Origin of the sequence: Trueperella abortisuis, assembly GCF_030811095.1 — a bacterium.
GTDB classification, from domain to species: Bacteria; Actinomycetota; Actinomycetes; order Actinomycetales; family Actinomycetaceae; genus Trueperella; species Trueperella abortisuis.
This window is the reverse complement of the sequence record NZ_JAUSQL010000001.1, coordinates 2353029-2367774: the sequence shown is the minus strand read 5'-3', so window position 1 is coordinate 2367774 and position 14746 is coordinate 2353029. Positions and strand designations below refer to the sequence as shown.

The 14746-nt window shown below is 64.7% G+C and carries 15 protein-coding genes and 1 tRNA gene; 5 read left to right on the top strand and 11 right to left on the bottom strand.

Translation table 11 applies throughout. The features are described from left to right. Window positions 1-8: 8 nt before the first annotated feature. From J2S45_RS10695 to J2S45_RS10685, 3 genes are read right to left on the bottom strand one after another with little or no spacing between them, the layout of a single operon-like run. Complete coding sequence (locus J2S45_RS10695; protein ID WP_307635394.1) at window positions 9-1256, bottom strand: molybdopterin molybdotransferase MoeA; 1248 nt, start codon at window positions 1254-1256, stop codon at window positions 9-11. Continuing rightward, window positions 1256-1753, bottom strand: coding sequence for a cyclic pyranopterin monophosphate synthase MoaC (moaC, locus tag J2S45_RS10690; RefSeq protein ID WP_307635393.1), 498 nt, complete (start codon window positions 1751-1753; stop codon window positions 1256-1258). The genes J2S45_RS10695 and moaC overlap by 1 nt, the downstream gene beginning before the upstream one ends. Window positions 1754-1800: 47 nt before the next feature. After that, the gene (locus tag J2S45_RS10685) at window positions 1801-1935 is read right to left on the bottom strand and encodes a hypothetical protein (RefSeq protein ID WP_296932679.1); all 135 of its coding nucleotides are present in this window, start codon (window positions 1933-1935) and stop codon (window positions 1801-1803) included. A gap of 871 nt (window positions 1936-2806) precedes the next feature. On the opposite strand from J2S45_RS10685, the gene J2S45_RS10680 reads away from it, so the two are divergent. Then, window positions 2807-3229 (top strand): molybdenum cofactor biosynthesis protein MoaE, encoded by a 423-nt coding sequence (locus J2S45_RS10680; protein ID WP_296932682.1) that lies wholly within the window; start codon window positions 2807-2809, stop codon window positions 3227-3229. Between the two features lie 408 nt (window positions 3230-3637). Here J2S45_RS10680 and moaA read toward each other — a convergent pair whose 3' ends face one another. Beyond that, a complete protein-coding gene (gene moaA, locus J2S45_RS10675) occupies window positions 3638-4675 on the bottom strand; it encodes a GTP 3',8-cyclase MoaA (RefSeq protein WP_307635392.1) in 1038 nt (345 codons plus the stop codon). Window positions 4676-4966: 291 nt separating this feature from the next. Between moaA and J2S45_RS10670 the strand changes: the two genes are divergently transcribed. After that, window positions 4967-5689, top strand: a complete 723-nt coding sequence (locus tag J2S45_RS10670) for a helix-turn-helix domain-containing protein (protein ID WP_307635391.1) — start codon at window positions 4967-4969, stop codon at window positions 5687-5689. Here J2S45_RS10670 and J2S45_RS10665 read toward each other — a convergent pair. Together J2S45_RS10665 and J2S45_RS10660 are read right to left on the bottom strand one after the other, a co-directional pair. Continuing rightward, window positions 5686-6930, bottom strand: a complete 1245-nt coding sequence (locus J2S45_RS10665; protein WP_307635390.1) for an alpha-amylase family glycosyl hydrolase — start codon at window positions 6928-6930, stop codon at window positions 5686-5688. The genes J2S45_RS10670 and J2S45_RS10665 overlap by 4 nt on opposite strands. Before the next feature lie 13 nt (window positions 6931-6943). Next, window positions 6944-7447 (bottom strand): hypothetical protein, encoded by a 504-nt coding sequence (locus J2S45_RS10660; protein ID WP_307635389.1) that lies wholly within the window; start codon window positions 7445-7447, stop codon window positions 6944-6946. Between the two features lie 892 nt (window positions 7448-8339). Between J2S45_RS10660 and J2S45_RS10655 the strand changes: the two genes are divergently transcribed. Together J2S45_RS10655 and J2S45_RS10650 are read left to right on the top strand one after the other, a co-directional pair. After that, window positions 8340-8801 carry a hypothetical protein gene (locus tag J2S45_RS10655; RefSeq protein ID WP_307635388.1) on the top strand — a complete coding sequence of 154 codons (462 nt, stop codon included), beginning with the start codon at window positions 8340-8342 and terminating at the stop codon, window positions 8799-8801. Between the two features lie 83 nt (window positions 8802-8884). Further along, window positions 8885-9208: a hypothetical protein gene (locus J2S45_RS10650; protein WP_300047843.1), complete on the top strand. Its 324-nt coding sequence runs from the start codon at window positions 8885-8887 to the stop codon at window positions 9206-9208. 174 nt (window positions 9209-9382) lie between these two features. On the opposite strand, the gene J2S45_RS10645 is transcribed toward J2S45_RS10650, so the two are convergent. The 3 genes from J2S45_RS10645 to J2S45_RS10635 all read right to left on the bottom strand — a co-directional run bounded on the left by J2S45_RS10645 (window position 9383) and on the right by J2S45_RS10635 (window position 13260). Continuing rightward, a tRNA-Pro gene (locus tag J2S45_RS10645) sits at window positions 9383-9459 on the bottom strand. Between the two features lie 163 nt (window positions 9460-9622). Beyond that, the gene (locus J2S45_RS10640) at window positions 9623-10735 is read right to left on the bottom strand and encodes a metallophosphoesterase (protein ID WP_307635387.1); all 1113 of its coding nucleotides are present in this window, start codon (window positions 10733-10735) and stop codon (window positions 9623-9625) included. Window positions 10736-10824: 89 nt separating this feature from the next. Beyond that, entirely contained in the window at window positions 10825-13260 is a 2436-nt protein-coding gene (locus J2S45_RS10635) for a penicillin-binding protein (RefSeq protein ID WP_296930594.1), read from the bottom strand. A gap of 222 nt (window positions 13261-13482) precedes the next feature. Here J2S45_RS10635 and J2S45_RS10630 point away from each other — a divergent pair, with 222 nt between their 5' ends. After that, window positions 13483-13821: a WhiB family transcriptional regulator gene (locus J2S45_RS10630; RefSeq protein WP_270973854.1), complete on the top strand. Its 339-nt coding sequence runs from the start codon at window positions 13483-13485 to the stop codon at window positions 13819-13821. 312 nt (window positions 13822-14133) lie between these two features. Here the strand turns inward: J2S45_RS10630 and J2S45_RS10625 are convergent, their stop codons facing one another. Together J2S45_RS10625 and J2S45_RS10620 are read right to left on the bottom strand one after the other, a co-directional pair. Then, complete coding sequence (locus J2S45_RS10625) at window positions 14134-14589, bottom strand: RidA family protein (protein WP_307635386.1); 456 nt, start codon at window positions 14587-14589, stop codon at window positions 14134-14136. Continuing rightward, window positions 14586-14741 (bottom strand): hypothetical protein, encoded by a 156-nt coding sequence (locus tag J2S45_RS10620; RefSeq protein ID WP_270973857.1) that lies wholly within the window; start codon window positions 14739-14741, stop codon window positions 14586-14588. Before J2S45_RS10620 ends, J2S45_RS10625 begins: the two co-directional genes overlap by 4 nt. Window positions 14742-14746: the final 5 nt, after the last annotated feature.

The window sequence follows — 14746 nt, the reverse complement described above, 5'->3', positions numbered from 1 at the left end:
CAACGTCCTTATAATCCGATGACCTGGAGGAGGTCCCCTGGGCGGACCTCCTCTTTGTCTGCCGGCACCACGGCGAGCACCTCGGCGTCGCGCAGCGCGGCCACGAGGTGTGAGCCGGAGCCGCGTTCGTGGACGGGCACGACGACGGCGGGCTCGCCCGTCACGCGAGCAGGCAGGTATTGGCGCCGGCCGGCCGGGGTGTTCCACGCCGCGCCGGCCGGCAGCGTCCGGGCGGGGCGCTCTGCCTGGCCGAGGAGGCGGGCGAGATAGGGGCGCACGAACAGCCGGAAGGACACCGCCACGGAGACGGGGTTACCAGGCAGGCAAATAACCGGCACTCCGGCGGGGCTGACCCCGTGACCTTGGGGTTTGCCCGGCTGCATGGCCACCTTCGTAAAGGCCCACCCGTGGGCGAGCCCGTATTCTTTGACGGGGTCGAAGGCGCCCATAGAGACCCCGCCGGAGGTGACAATGAGGTCCACGTCGGTGGGGAGCGCCGCGGCGAAGGCCTCGGCGGTGTCGGCCACCGTCACCACCTCGGTCGGCTCCCCGCCCGCCTCGCGGACCAGCATCGACAGGAGGGTGGAATTGGAGTCGGGGATCATGCCGGGTGAGAGCGGGTCGCCCGGGCGGGCTAGCTCCGATCCTGTGGCGACGACGCCGACGCGCGGCCTGCGCACCACCGCGACCCGCCCGTAGCCAATCGCTGCGAGCGCGGAGAGCGAGCGGGCGCCGAGCACGCTTCCCGCGGGCAGGGCGAGCGAGCCCGCCGCGAGGTCCTCGCCGGCGCGGCGGATGTTGTGGCCCAGGCGCGGCGCGGCAGTGACCTGCACGGTCGCGGGCAGGTCCGAGGCACCGGCGGGGGCGTCGGTGTCTTCCACCTTCACGACGGCGTCAGCCCAGTCCGGCACCGACGCGCCAGTCATGATTCGGGCCGCGGGCGGGAGGGCGGCGTCGCCGGCGAGAGCACGGCCGAGGGCGACGCCGGCGAGTTCCTGGCCGACCGAGCCCGCGGCGATGTCCGAGACCACCGCGAAGCGCCACGGCCCCCGGCCCACAAAGTCCCCCACCCGCACCGCGAAGCCGTCCATGGCGGAGTTGTCGAAGGGCGGGACGGAGAGCAGGGCGGCGGCGTCGTTGGCGAGGGTTCGGCCGAGGGCCCCGGCCAACGGAACGGTCTCGGACGCGAGCCGGCGCGGGCAAAAAGCCTCGAGGATGGACGCGAGATACGCCTCGGGCGTCGTCATCGCAGACATCACGCCTCCGCCGAACGGTCGGACTCGAAGCCGGGCCGCTCCCACGTGCCCGAGCGCCCGCCGGACTTGGCGGTGATGAGCAGGTCCGTGATGGCGGCAGAGCGGTCCACGCCCTTGACCATGTCCACCACGGCGAGCGCAGCCACCGACGCCGCCGTCAGCGCCTCCATCTCCACGCCGGTGCGATCCGCGGTGCGGACGGTGGTGCGGATGAGGACGTGGTCGGCCTCGAGGGTGAGGTCAACCTGCGCGCCGTGAACGCCGATCGTGTGGGCGAGGGGGAGGAGGTCGGGCACCCGCTTGGCGGCCGCAATTCCGGCCACGCGGGCCACGGCCAGCACGTCGCCTTTGGGCACGGTGCCGTCCCGGAGCGCCGCCATGACCTCGCCCGAGCACGTGACCTTGGCCTGTGCGCTCGCCGCGCGCACGGTCGGCTGCTTGCCCGTCACGTCGACCATGCGGGCCTCTCCGGCGGAGTTGAGGTGGGTGAGCTTCATGAACGTCCTTTCCGAGCGGGCAGAGGGAGTGTTCCCTGTTAGTGATCTTAATGCTCCTCCTCGATAACGAGCTCAGGGAGCGCCTCGATGAGGTCTTGCGTGCGTAGCGAGATCGTGACCAGGCGCGGCACGAGGTTTGCGATGTAGGCCGGGTCGCCGGTCTCGCGGCAGTAGTCACTCATCGCCGCACGACGCCGAGACCCCTGGGCCTTCGCCGGGATCAGGGCGCCAATTCGGCGGCTGAAATCGAATGAGTCGGCAACCCGAAGCGTCCCGGGTTTGCTTTCTCAGTATGTGCCTTGGTTATCAGATTCTCCCATCTACTCACACGAACAGAACCGCGGACGCTTGACAGTCACCCTTGTCGGAACTAACGAGTATTCTCGCCGAGATCATTGTCTGTGGTGAGAACTCTGTGCCAAGTTGCGAGGTGTCCGATAAGTGCACCAGCACATAAAACACCGCCAAGTCTTCCAGTCTCGAACCACAAGCTCAGAAGCAACAGCACTAAGCCGGCGAGTCCAATCAGAAAGAACAGTCTTCTTCCTATTGTGACCAGTCGGTTTTTGTTATCACTCGAAGCAGGCAGTATAAACACTCCCTACATCAAAAGCTCAAGTAAGAGCAATCAACAACTGATCTCCTGAGATTGTAGGGGCAAAAATGGTGTGTTCTCTGCACCTAGAGGCTTGTGTGACTCAGCGGATTCTCGCAAGGCTTCCTTTCGTCATGCGATCACCTTTGATGGCGGGTTACGTAGTTAGGTCAGTTGGCTACGAACTCTATGCCGAGATTCCACTGTTTTGCATTTGCTGCCGCCCCCAAACCAACGGCAAGGTCGAGCGCTTTAGCCGCACCAGGCGTAGGAGTTGGCCTACGCACAAGCCTATTCCAGTAAAGAAGAATACGCCCAGGCCTAGCAAGTTTGGTTTCACGGGTATAATCGCTACAGACCCTATACCGGCATCGGAGGCCAAACACCCCATCACGCGTTCACAGCCTCACGGGAAAGCAGGACTACTGTTTATGCATCACGACAACCAGGGAGGACCCATGGACCGCATCGGCCTGACCGGCGTGCAGGACACCCCAATCGACTCCGCCGCCGTCGCGGACTCCATCCGCAACGTCGCCGCCGGGGCGCTCGTCGTCTTCGAGGGGATCGTGCGCAATCACGACGCCGGGCGAGGCGTGACCGGCATCGAATACTCCTGCCACCCGAGCGCGGCCGAGGTGGTCGCCGGGGTCGCCGCCGAGGTCGCCGACCGCCACCCCGAGTGCCGAGTTGCCGTCGTACACCGGGTGGGCAAGCTCGCGATCGGGGATCTCGCCATGGTCGCCGCCGTGGCCAGCCCGCACCGCGGCGCCTCATTCGCCGCGATCGCCGACGTTGTGGACACGATCAAGGCCAAGCTGCCCGTGTGGAAGCGCCAGCTCTTTACCGACGGCACCGACGAATGGGTGGGCTCCGCCTAGCATTCCCGGCCGCGGGCAGACCGGCTCTGGCCGCCGATCTTGGGCATGTGCCGCCGGGCTGGACAAAGGCGGGGTCGTCGATCCCGTGCCCTGGGCCGGTTTCTGTCCCGCGTAGGTAACTGGTGAGTTTTTGTGCCTAAAGCCTTGTTTTGTCGATGAAACTCACCAGATTCACCACTTAGCGACAAAGCCCGCCGAGGTGAACGCCTCGCCCAGATCTCCGGTGTAGGTAACTGGTGAGTTTTTGTGCCTAAAGCCCTGTTTTGCCGATGAAACTCACCAGATTCACCACTTAGCGACGGACGGGCCAAAGTTCACGCGCCCGGCAGCCGCCAACCCGGCCCCAGCCGCCAACCCGGCAGCCGCCAACCCGGCCCCAGCCGCCAACCCGGCAGCGCCAACCCGGCCCTAGCCGCCAATCTCGGACATGTAGCGTCCGGGCTGGACAAAGCCGGGGTCGTCAATCCCGTGCCCGGGCTTCTTCTGCCACATAGCATCGGCCCAGATTCGGGCGAGTTCGGCATCCCCGGCGCCGGCGCGCATCGGGCCGCGCAGGTCCGTCTCGGTCCGGGCGAAGAGGCAGGTGCGCATCTGTCCGTCGGCGGTCAGGCGCGTGCGGTCGCACTGCGCGCAGAACGGCTTGGTAACGGAGGCAATCACGCCCACCGACCCGCCGGGGTGATCCGGCCCCGGAGCCACGTTCCACAACTTCGCGGGGGCCGAAGGGTCGGTGGTCGGTGCGGGTGTCAGCTCGAACTCCTCGCCCAAGTAGTCGAGGATCTCGTCCTGGGGGACCATGTTCTCCCGCGACCACGTCCCGCGTGGCCCGAGTGGCATGTGCTCGATAATGCGCAACTGGGCTCCGGCCCGCAGCGCGTATCGTAGCAAGTCGCGCAGGCCGGCTTCGTTGACGTCCCGCATCGCCACGGCGTTGATCTTCACGGGCGTGAGGCCCGCGGCGAACGCGGCCTCGATCCCGGCGAACACGGAGGCTAGGCGGTCGCGGTGGGCGATGTGCCGGTAGATGGCCGGATCCACCGAATCCATCGACACGTTCACCCGCTCCAGTCCCGCCTCAGCGAGGCCACCGGCTCGCTTGTCCAGGCCCAGCCCATTTGTGGTCAGTGACAGGCTCGGACGGCCTCCCGACGCCGTTTTCAGACTCGCGCCGTAGGCCACGAGGTCCTCCAGGGATTTGCGCAGGAGCGGTTCGCCGCCCGTGAAGCGAATTTCGTCAACGCCGAGCATCTCCACCGCGATGCGCATGAGCCGCATGACCTCGGCGTCGGTGAGCGTTTCTTCGGTGGGCAACCAGTCAAGGCCCTCGGGTGGCATGCAGTAGGAACACCGGAGGTTGCACCGGTCAGTGAGGGAAATGCGTAGGTCACGCGCCACGCGGCCCCACTGGTCGCGCAGGGGCGTCGCTTCAGTGACTGCCTGACTCATAGAACCTCACCTCGGGATACCTCCTGAAAGACCCACGTTACGGCGTGGGCTGGCTTTGTTCAACACTGCCGTGCCACGGGCGGAAGGCGGCGCGCAAAGGTGCGCGGGGGCGTGGAGGGCGCGGGGTAGGAGCGGGGGATGCGCCGGGTAGTAGGTCATGTCCGACTTCGAGTGGAGGCGGCGGCGTCTTTGACCTGGTGACGGCTGTGTACAGTGGTCAAAGCCCCGATGCCCGACATTCGCCGTCAGTCCACAATCAGGTTACGCTGCGGCGTCGAACGAGGAGAAAGCATGAACGACGACCTGACGCCAATGACGGCCGACGCAATCTACGCCACCATCGCAGCGCTCTCGCCGGCCCAACAGGCGATGCTCACCGAGATCTCCAAGCACGCCGAACCCGTCACCGTCATGCAGCTTTCCGCGGCGCTCACCCTGCACCCAAACTCCGTGCGCACCACCCTTGACTCCCTCATCGCACTGCGCCTCATCGACCGTCAGGCCATCCGGCGGCACGGCCGCGGCCGACCTTCCTGGGGCTACTTCCCCCTCGCACCCGACCGCGCATCCTTCGCCTTCACGCAGATGATGGAGCTGGCCAACATCTTCTGCGCAACCCTGCGCGAGACCTTTGACGACCCCGGCGCCCACGCCTACGACGTCGGGCGTGCCTGGGGTGATCGGCTCATCTCCCAGATCCATCGCGACTGCTGCGTCGACCCCAACGCCGACATGGACGTGCGCACCTCCCAAATGCGTGTCCTGTACACCTCGCTTGGCATATCTGCCGCCACCGACGACGCCGGAACGCACCTCACCGACCTGCGCACCCTCCCGTTCGACACGTGTGACGCCCACCTGGACCCGCTCATCCGCACCATCTACTCGGGCCTCATCGAACGTGTCATGGAGTGCGCATGCGGGTGTGCCGACGCGTGCGAGTGCTGGCCGTGCACGAACCCGGCCTGTGTCGGATCGCGAGCAGGGGATAGGGAGGAGGCCGCCTCGGCCTAGCCGGCAGGCGGGTAGGAGGCCGTCTCGCCGTCGTCGAAAGCCAAACGGATCGACGGCGCGGTGAGGTCGATCGTGACTGTGAGCGCGCCCTCGCCGAGGTTCGGATCTCCCGGCTGGCCGGAAGGGCGGGAGGTGACCCGGTAGGTGAGGTGCTCGTTGGCCTTGTCGAGGATCTCAATGCGCCCATCCACCAGCCACGGATGCCGACGACGCACGGCCACGAGCGTCTGATAGTGGTGGTACATCCACCAGCCGAACTCGCCCAGCGCATCCGGTGTGGGCGGCAGCGGCGGGCGGATCTGGTCATCGGAGGAGGCGCCCTCGCCCTTGACGCCGCGAAAGGCCTGCTCGTCGCCCTGGTAGATCGACGGGATCCCCGGCAGGGAGAAGAGGATCGCGGCGGCGATGGCGGCGCCGTCGTCGCCGAGGGTGGAGGCGATACGGTCGACGTCGTGATTGCCCACGAAAATCTGGAGGCGGTGACTGGCCGAGAATTCGTTGTGGCGCTCAAGCGCGTGGGCCAGTTCCCACAGGTTACGATCCTTAATTGACGACCAGATGCCCTTCCACAGCTCGTACTGCGTGGCAGAGTCGAGGTGGCCGGCGTCGATAAGATGCAGGTAGTCGCCGTGGATGATCTCGCCAACGAAGACGGCGTGGGGGAAGCGCTCGCGGACCCGATCCGTGACGCGGGCCCAGAAGTCGGTGGGCACAGAGTAGGCCACGTCCAGGCGCCAGCCCGCAATGCCGCGCTCGAGCCAGAATTCCATCGCCTCCACCACGAGGTCCTCGGTGGCGGGGTCGGTGTGGTCGAGCTCGGCGAGGTCGAGGTTGCCCTCCCAGTGCTGGGGGTAACCGTCTGCGGCGATCATCACCGGTGAGGGTTGGCCATCCAGCGCCGCAAGGGTGAGCGGATGGCGGACGCCGACGTGGTTGAACACGCCGTCGAGGATGATGTGCAACCCGCGGGAGCGGCACTCGGCCACCAGCCTGTCGAAGTCCTCATTCGTGCCGAGGCGTGGGTCAATGCGCAGGTGGTTCGTGGTGTCGTATCCGTGCGTGGTGGACTCAAACAGCGGACCGAACAGGATCCCGTTGCATCCCAGCTCCGCGACGTAATCCAGCCAGGGGCCGAGCTTGCGCAGCCGGTGCTCCTCGCCCGTGTCGCCCCAATCCTCCCTGATCGGCGCGCCGAGCGCGCCCAGCGGGTAGACCTGCCACCAGATCGCGTGTTCCAGCACGGTTCCTCCTTCATTAGCTACCCCCGAGCCTACCCTGCGAGTGGGGCGTGGCGCGGGTGTAGGGGCGGATGTCGAAGAGGGGCGAGTAGATCTTGATTGTGCGCCCGTCGTCGAGGGTGAACTTTGTGATCTCTTGGCCGCGGACGACGCCGCAGGGGGTCATGGTGGAGTTGGCTCGGGTGATGACGAAGTCTCCACGGAAGGGGTGGTGGATGGTGATGGAGTCGGTGGCCGCGGTTAGGCGGTAGCGGGCTGTGAAGTAGGCTCCGACGAAGAGGGCGAGGCCGCTGAGGAGGAAGAAGATGCCGGCCCACAGTTCGGAGCCGCCTCGGTTGATGGCGACCAAGCCGATGATCCACAGGAGGACGCCACCAACAATGTACAGGTACCGGGCTACGCGTGGGTAGCGCTGTTCCTGGCCGGATGTGGTGGGCTTACGGAACGTCATGATGAGGATGGCGCCGATGGGGGCGAGAGCGGCCACGGTGATCCACCCAATAGCTGACGGACTCATCATGCTCCTCCGTGTTCGCGCACTTAGCTATTCACGTGGCTGTCGTGTGCGCCCAACAGTCAAGAGCAGGCCATCTGACTGTCGTTGCGGCGAGCCAAACGGTCTGTTTTTCTGAGATTCTACCAACAGCTATTCGGGGTCGGGCGACTGGGGAACTCTCGCTACGTTGACTGATCCCGATCTCATATCCTGCTCATACCCTGTTCAACGGATTACGGGAATCGTTGCGCAGACACCGTCGCGGATTCCTTCGGGCGAACCTGTCACAATCACAATTTATGCCAAATGGCCTTCGGGGGTAGACGACCTGAACCCGATCTACATCATACCCTCAGCAGGTGTGCCGAGTTCCGTCTTCACTGCCATTGCAGGATCGACTGAGCAGCTACGTCTCATTGACAATTGCGCTGGCGCAGTTGCTGTGTCTTCATCGCGAACCGTGGCCACTGCACTACGTCCGGCAAAGCAGTGTACAGTCCTTGTCGATCTCGGCAATTTTGATGAAACTGCGACGACGAGCTTCGACATTGTCGGTCACGGATCCTAGACAAGATTTGGATTTAGACATGCTTATCTGGTTGTCACCTGTTCCCCGAAAGAGTCCCAGACATATGGAGCAACAAGGGTAACCCCATGAAACTGGCGTTATTGCTGGTGTTTGAGGGGGCTGACACTCCGTCGCGGCAGTGAGAGCCATGCAGTCGGAAAACGCTCGTATCTGGTCCGCCATGATTTCCTTCGGGTCCGGGTTCGGAGCGATTGTAGGGAGCCGACAACGCCCACATTTACGCATGGTGTGAGGGTTGACACGTATTTGGGGTAAATGTACGCTTTTGCAAACGATACGTAGCGCATGTAGCACATCCCTAGAACTGTTCGAGAGAAGGTGTTGACGTTGAAAGCGGTAACAGCCATATTCGCCACCATACTGCTGGCGGGATCGGCTTACGTTCCCCTCGCCGGAGACAGGGGCTATCCAGAACAGCCCGTTCAAGGTCGGACGCCCGTTAGCTCATGGACGGCGGCGCCCCAGGATGGCGAGCCTCACGGCTTCCCTAGGGTCGTCGGTGAAGATCGCCCGATCCTGCCGCAAAACTGTATAAGCAAAATGTGCTTCGGCGACGGTGGCCTGGGCGTTGGGCAGCGATTAGCCTTTGCTGCACTAAGTAATCGAAGCTTTTCAGTCACTAAAGAAGCGGCGAGAAGAGCCGTCGCGCGGAGAATCGACGTCGAAAAGATAGCAAAGTACGGAACGTTGAAGAAAACTAATAATGGCACGGCATACGTGCGCTACGGGATTTGGGAGGCTCGTTTGAGCCTTCGCAACGGCACTATTATGACTGTGGTGATGTGGTGATGGCTCGGCCGGACACTAGAGCGCTGACAGTCTACTGCTGGGCGGACGGTAGCGGGTTTGGGTGGAAGTCCCCAGGAGAAGCCATGTTCCCACAGACTGGATATTTCGATGAGTGCCCTTTACTCACGGTTGACGTCGATATTAATGGCAAGATTATCGATGTGAGCTTCGCGTTTGATGCAACAAACGGGAGACTCGAGAACGACATCGAGTGCAGCATTGATCGCCATTGCGAGGACGAATGGATGATCTGGAAGATTACCTTTCCACAAGGGAGCCTTCTGACCTGCAACGGCGTGGAGACCTGGCGCGCAGTCGGAAAGCTGGCAGACACGCTCAGCGTTACCTTAACCCCTCACAAAGAGATGCTCACCGTCTCCATTAAATCCGGGAAGCTGAGCGCATAACACTGCGTCGCACTGACGCCACAAAGTGCGAGGATATCAGGGTGCTTCGGATGCGACACACATTCTTGGCCATTAGCCCTAATCCGCGGGTTATAGGCCTGATCCGCCGGGAGGCCCGCGCCGGAAACGACAGTGTCTCGCGACATAGCCGGAACTATGTCGCGAGACATCACATGGTCGGGGTGGCGGGATTTGAACCCACGGCCTCTTCGTCCCGAACGAAGCGCGCTACCAAGCTGCGCCACACCCCGGTGTCTTGCGACTCAATAAATAGTAGCTGGTACAAACCCGAATCCGAAATTGCGCCGGGCATTGCGCGCGAATTCACACAGGGCCGCAGGCGGGAGCGAGCAGCTGGAGGCCGTTCGTGATCGCGCGGGATAGGATCCTGGCACGCAGGCCGATGCCCCTCGACTAGGCCGCACCAATCCCCGACACCGGAACGACGTCCAACAGGATCGCCTCCGGCGGGCAAAACGTGCGCAACGGCATGTAGGTGGCCGAGCCAATCCCCGCCGACACCTGCACCCACGCGGTTCCGCTCTCCTCCTTCGCGATCGCGGCACCGTCCCCCTTGATCGGAGGCTCGGAATCCGCGAAGCGAGGCCAGTCGAACAAGCCCGACGCCAACGACGGATCAAGGTCGCAGTTCGACACAAGCGCCCGATGCGGCGGCAGGCACACCTGACCACCGTGCGTATGCCCGGCGAAAATGAGGGAGCAACCGTCGGCGACCATCCGGTTGAGCACCCGCTGGTAGGGGGCGTGCGCCACGCCGATCCGCATCCTCGGCTTTCCCTTGCCAACGACGCCGTCGACAGACTTCCCGACGCCGCCCGGCTTTCCGGCCGGCCCGTCAGGTCGGCTAGCCCGGGTGCTCTCGCTGGCGCTGCCGGCCTTAGCCGACCCTGAAACCGCGACCTCAGCCGACGCCTCAGCCGGTGCCGGGAATCGATCGAGGTGCATGTGGGGGTCATCGACGCCAACGAACTCCAGGTCCCAACCGGCGACGGACAGCTCGGCCCGCGTGTTGGTCAGGTTCACCCACCCGCGCGTCGTGAATTCCGCACGCAATGCTCGCCACGGCAGCGGCCGGTGATCCGGCCGGCGCGCCTTGCCCCCACGGTTCGAGGGCCCGCGCAGGTAGCCGAACGGATTCTTGAAGACGGGGGCAACGTAGTCGTTGGAGCCGAAAACGAACACGCCGGGCACGTCCAGCAGAGGGTCGAGAGCGTCGAGGACCGGGGCAACCGCGTCGGGCTCGGCGATCATGTCGCCCGTGAGCACCACCAGGTCCGGCGCCGTGTCGGCGAGGTCGCGGATGAAGCGCAGGCGCTTCGTGTGCCGGGCAAGGGTGTGAGCGTCAGAGATGTGAAGGATCCGGAGCGGGCTTGCCCCGCCCGGGATCAGCAACGAACGGCGCCGAAGCACGTAGCTGTGCGAATGCACAAGGCCATAGGCGCCGGCCGCTAGACCGGCCGCGAGAAACCCGCCACCAGCCGCCAGCACGGCATGAGAAGTTCGCATGATGCCTCCTGATCGGGTGGGCTCGGCGGGCGGCCCGCCATCATCTGTCCGGAGGGCCGCCCGCCGGGGCCAGATCCCACGGGAATACGTCAGTTACCTGTCGAAATCCAGATCTCTATCCTGGTGCCCGGCGCCGCATCTTGCCCGGGGCCGGGAATCTGGCGAAGCACGGTTCCTGCGGGCTGGCTGGAGGACTCGGTTCGTGTGACGTACCCGTAGCCAGCCGCCAGCGCCGCCGACTGCGCGTCCTCCTGCGACATCCCAACGAGCGACGGTGCGGGCGCGCCCTGGGCGTCGTCGTGAGAAGCCGGCGTCTCCTCCGCGTCCCCCGGCTCCTTGGCGTGGGCACGGGGTGCGCGGATCGTGGTCGGATCGGTGCTCGAGCGCGTGAACTGCTTGACCGGTTCGTCCGCCAGTGCGCTGTCCATGAAGGTCTTGAACGTCATCGCCGGGTAGAGGCCACCGAACACTTCACGGTGGTAGACCCCTTTGATGACCGAGTTGAACATCGACACGTAGCCCTCATGGTGGCCCTGCCACACGGCGGTGGCCAACTGCGGGGTGTAGCCGACGAACCAGGCGTGGTTGTCGTCGTTCGCGGTACCGGTCTTGCCGGCGGCGGGCCGCCCGCCCGCAAGCTGGGCGCGCTCACCCGTGGCGCCGGTCTTGACGACCTCCGCCAGCGTTGCCGTGGTTCGGTGTGCGAGCTCGGCGTCGATCACCTGCCGGCATTCGGGCTTCCGTTCGGAGAGCACGTTGCCGTCCGAGTCCTCGATCTTCGTGTAGGACTGCGGCTCGCAACGGTTGCCGTCCGCGGCGAGGGTGGACATCGCCACGGCCATCGAGAGTGGCGTGACCGGGTTCGTACCGATGATCGCCGCGGGGTTCGGCATGAGCGGGAGTGGCTCGCCCATCTTGTAAGTCAGGCCAAGGTTTGCGATCTGGGCTGTCTCGGCGTCGCCGTCCATCGCCACGCGGCCGCGTTCCACGCCGAGGTTGGTTGCCATGTCCATGATGTTGCACAGGTCGAGCCGGTTGGCCATCTGGCCGTAGGCCGGGTTGACGGACTGCTTGGTGGCCGCCAGCACCGTCATCATGCCGGTACCGATGCCTTCGAGCGTGCCGGGCCCCCACGCTTCGCCGGGCCGCGCTCCCGGTGCGCAGCTGATCTTCCACGAGTCGGGGGAGAACTTCACCGGCGTGCCGTTGACCTGCTCGAGCGTGCCGTGCCCCTCCTTCAGCCACTCCATGAGGGTGAAGATCTTGAACGTTGATCCGGCCTGGAATCCGGAGCCTCCGCCCATGTTCATGCCCGCGTTGAGGTTGAGGGTCATGTCTGTCGGCGCCTCGGAGGTGGGGTTGCCGTAGTTCGTGTTCTGCACCATGGCGCGGATGTGCCCGGTGCCGGGCTCCACGGACGACAGGGCCATGTTGATGGAGGATTCGTCGTCGACCGGAACGGAGGCTACGACGGCGTCGTAAGCCGCCTGCTGCTCGGCCGGTTCGATCGTGGTATGGATGACGATGCCGCCGCGGTAGAGGGCCGCGATGCGCTCCTCGCGCGTGTCGCCAAGCGCGGGATCGTTGAGCGCGTCCTTGACCACGTACTCGCAGAAGTAGGCCGAAATCCCGGCCTCCGCGCAGCCGTTCGGGGCGGAGGTCACGTGGAGCATGTCCTCAATCGGCACGGCCACCGCCTGCTCGAACTCGTCACGCGTGATCATATCCAGCTTGTACATCTGCCCGAGCACGACGTCGCGGCGCTTCTTCGCCTCCTCCGGGTTAGTGATCGGGTTCCACTTGCCCGGCGCCTGTGTGATGCCCGCGATCATGGCGGCCTGCGGCAGCGTCACGTCCTTGGCGGAGACACCGAAGAAGTAGCGCGAGGCCGCCTCCACGCCCCACTGGGACGGGCCGAACTGGGCGAGGTTGAGGTAGCCGGTGAGGATCTCGTCCTTCGATAGCTTGTTTTCGACCGCGATGGCGTAGCGCGCTTCGGAGAGCTTGCGGGAGATGGTGCGTTCTGTAGCCGACGCGATGAGCGCGGAGTCCCCCAGGATGCGGCCCTGCTCGATGACGGCGTTCTTCACGTACTGCTGCGTGATCGTGGAGCCGCCGGCGAGGCGCCCGCCGGTGAAATTGTTGAACGCCGCGCCGATCAGGCCCTGGGCGTCGATGCCGTTGTGGGTGTAGAAACGCTCGTCCTCGATCGCGACGGCGGCCTGCTTGATGAGCGGCGAAATCTGATCCGAGGCGACGACGATCCGGTTTTCCGCGTAGAACGTGGCCAGATGTGAGCCGTCTGCCGCGAGGATGACGGACTGCTGGGAGGGCTTGGTGAAGTCAATATCTGTGGGCAGATCATCAAAGACCCGGGTGCCCGCGTTGGCAACCGTGCCGGCGCTGGCCGCCATGGGCAACGCCGCGGCGGCAAGGATCCCACCGCCAACTCCAGTCAGCAAGAAGAAGCTGAGCAGGGCGACGATGATCTGTCGGATGGTCATCTTTCGGCCAGAACTACGCATGTTTCAACAATAGTGGTTGGCACCGACAAAAGTGCGTGACATCGGCCATGCTCGGGGTGGATAGTGCGTGATTGTTGCAATGGTGTGATCGTGAACCCGGTGGCCGCTGCCTGTGGAAAACCTGGATGTGATTTTGTCGGTGCGGTTGGGTAGCATGTTGGTAAGTGACTGCAGTCACGCCAAGTTCGGGAGCAAGGGCGCTTTCGGTGAAGGGATAGGTAAATGACGCAGGTATATGAGGATCAGACGTGGGCGGTGCGCGCTATCTGTGCTAACACTGATCCAGATTCGCTCTTTGTGAGAGGTTCTGCGCAGGCCGATGCCCGCCAGATGTGCTTCTCCTGCCCAGTTCGTATCGAGTGCCTTGCGGACGCACTCGACTCGCAGATGTCCTTCGGTGTTTGGGGCGGGATGACCGAGCGGGAGCGTCGCGCCCTCGTCCGGCGCTTCCCCCACATCACCGACTGGTGGGACTACCTGACCGAATCCAACGACGCCGTCGCGGTCGAGCTACGCGCCGGTCGCATTCCGCGCCTCTCACGCCGCCCGGCAGCGCGCTAGCTGCAACTTCCCGGTGCGGCTGTGAACGCGTGATGCGGGTGTCTTACCGCTGATGCCGGTCTGGCTGAGCGGTGATGATGCCCGTGCGGTCGGGCTTGTACATGATTCCCTCGCCGCACTCGTGAGCGAGCACGGCCGCTGTGGCGGTGTTTGCACGGAAGGTATAGGCCGGGCCGGGCGTGCCTCGACACTTCACGTGAGGATTTGGCCTGCCTGCCGACACTTCACTTGAGTATGCCGGCTGCCGGTCGCTATACGGGCCCGGTGGCCCCAGATTCCTGAGTTGTGTCGGGTGCCCGGCGACGAACCGCTCTACTTCGCGATGAAGGTGACTTCCACTTCGACGGGTGCGTCGAGCGGCAGCACCGCCACCCCAACCGCAGAACGGGTGTGTGCGCCGTCGTCGCCGAAGACCTTGCCGAGTAGCTCGGAGGCGCCGTTGACGACGCCCGGCTGGCCGAAGAACTCCGGGTCGGAGGCCACGAATCCGGTCACGTGCGACACCGCCGCGAGGTTATCCACCCCGCCCACCACGGATGCCGCCGCTGCGAGGGCGTTGAGGGCGCATCGCGCCGCCAGATCATAGGCCTGCTCGGGCGAGATCGCCTGGCCGACCTTTCCCGTGACCAGCTTCCCGTCCACGAAGGGCAACTGGCCGGAGGTGCGCACCTCGTCGCCAATGCGCTGTGCCGGGATGTAGGCCGCGACCGGAGCGGCGACGTCGGGAAGCTCTAGTCCGAGCTCGGCCAATGCCTGTGAGATGGTCATTCGACCGGCCTCTTCATGTAGGCCACGGGGTTCGTGCCGTTCGGCCCGGGGATGACAGTGACAAGCTCGTAGCCGTCCTTGCCCCAGGTGTCGAGGATCTGCTTCGTGTTGTGCGCTAGGAGAGGCACAGTGACGTATTCCCAAGTAGTCATAACTC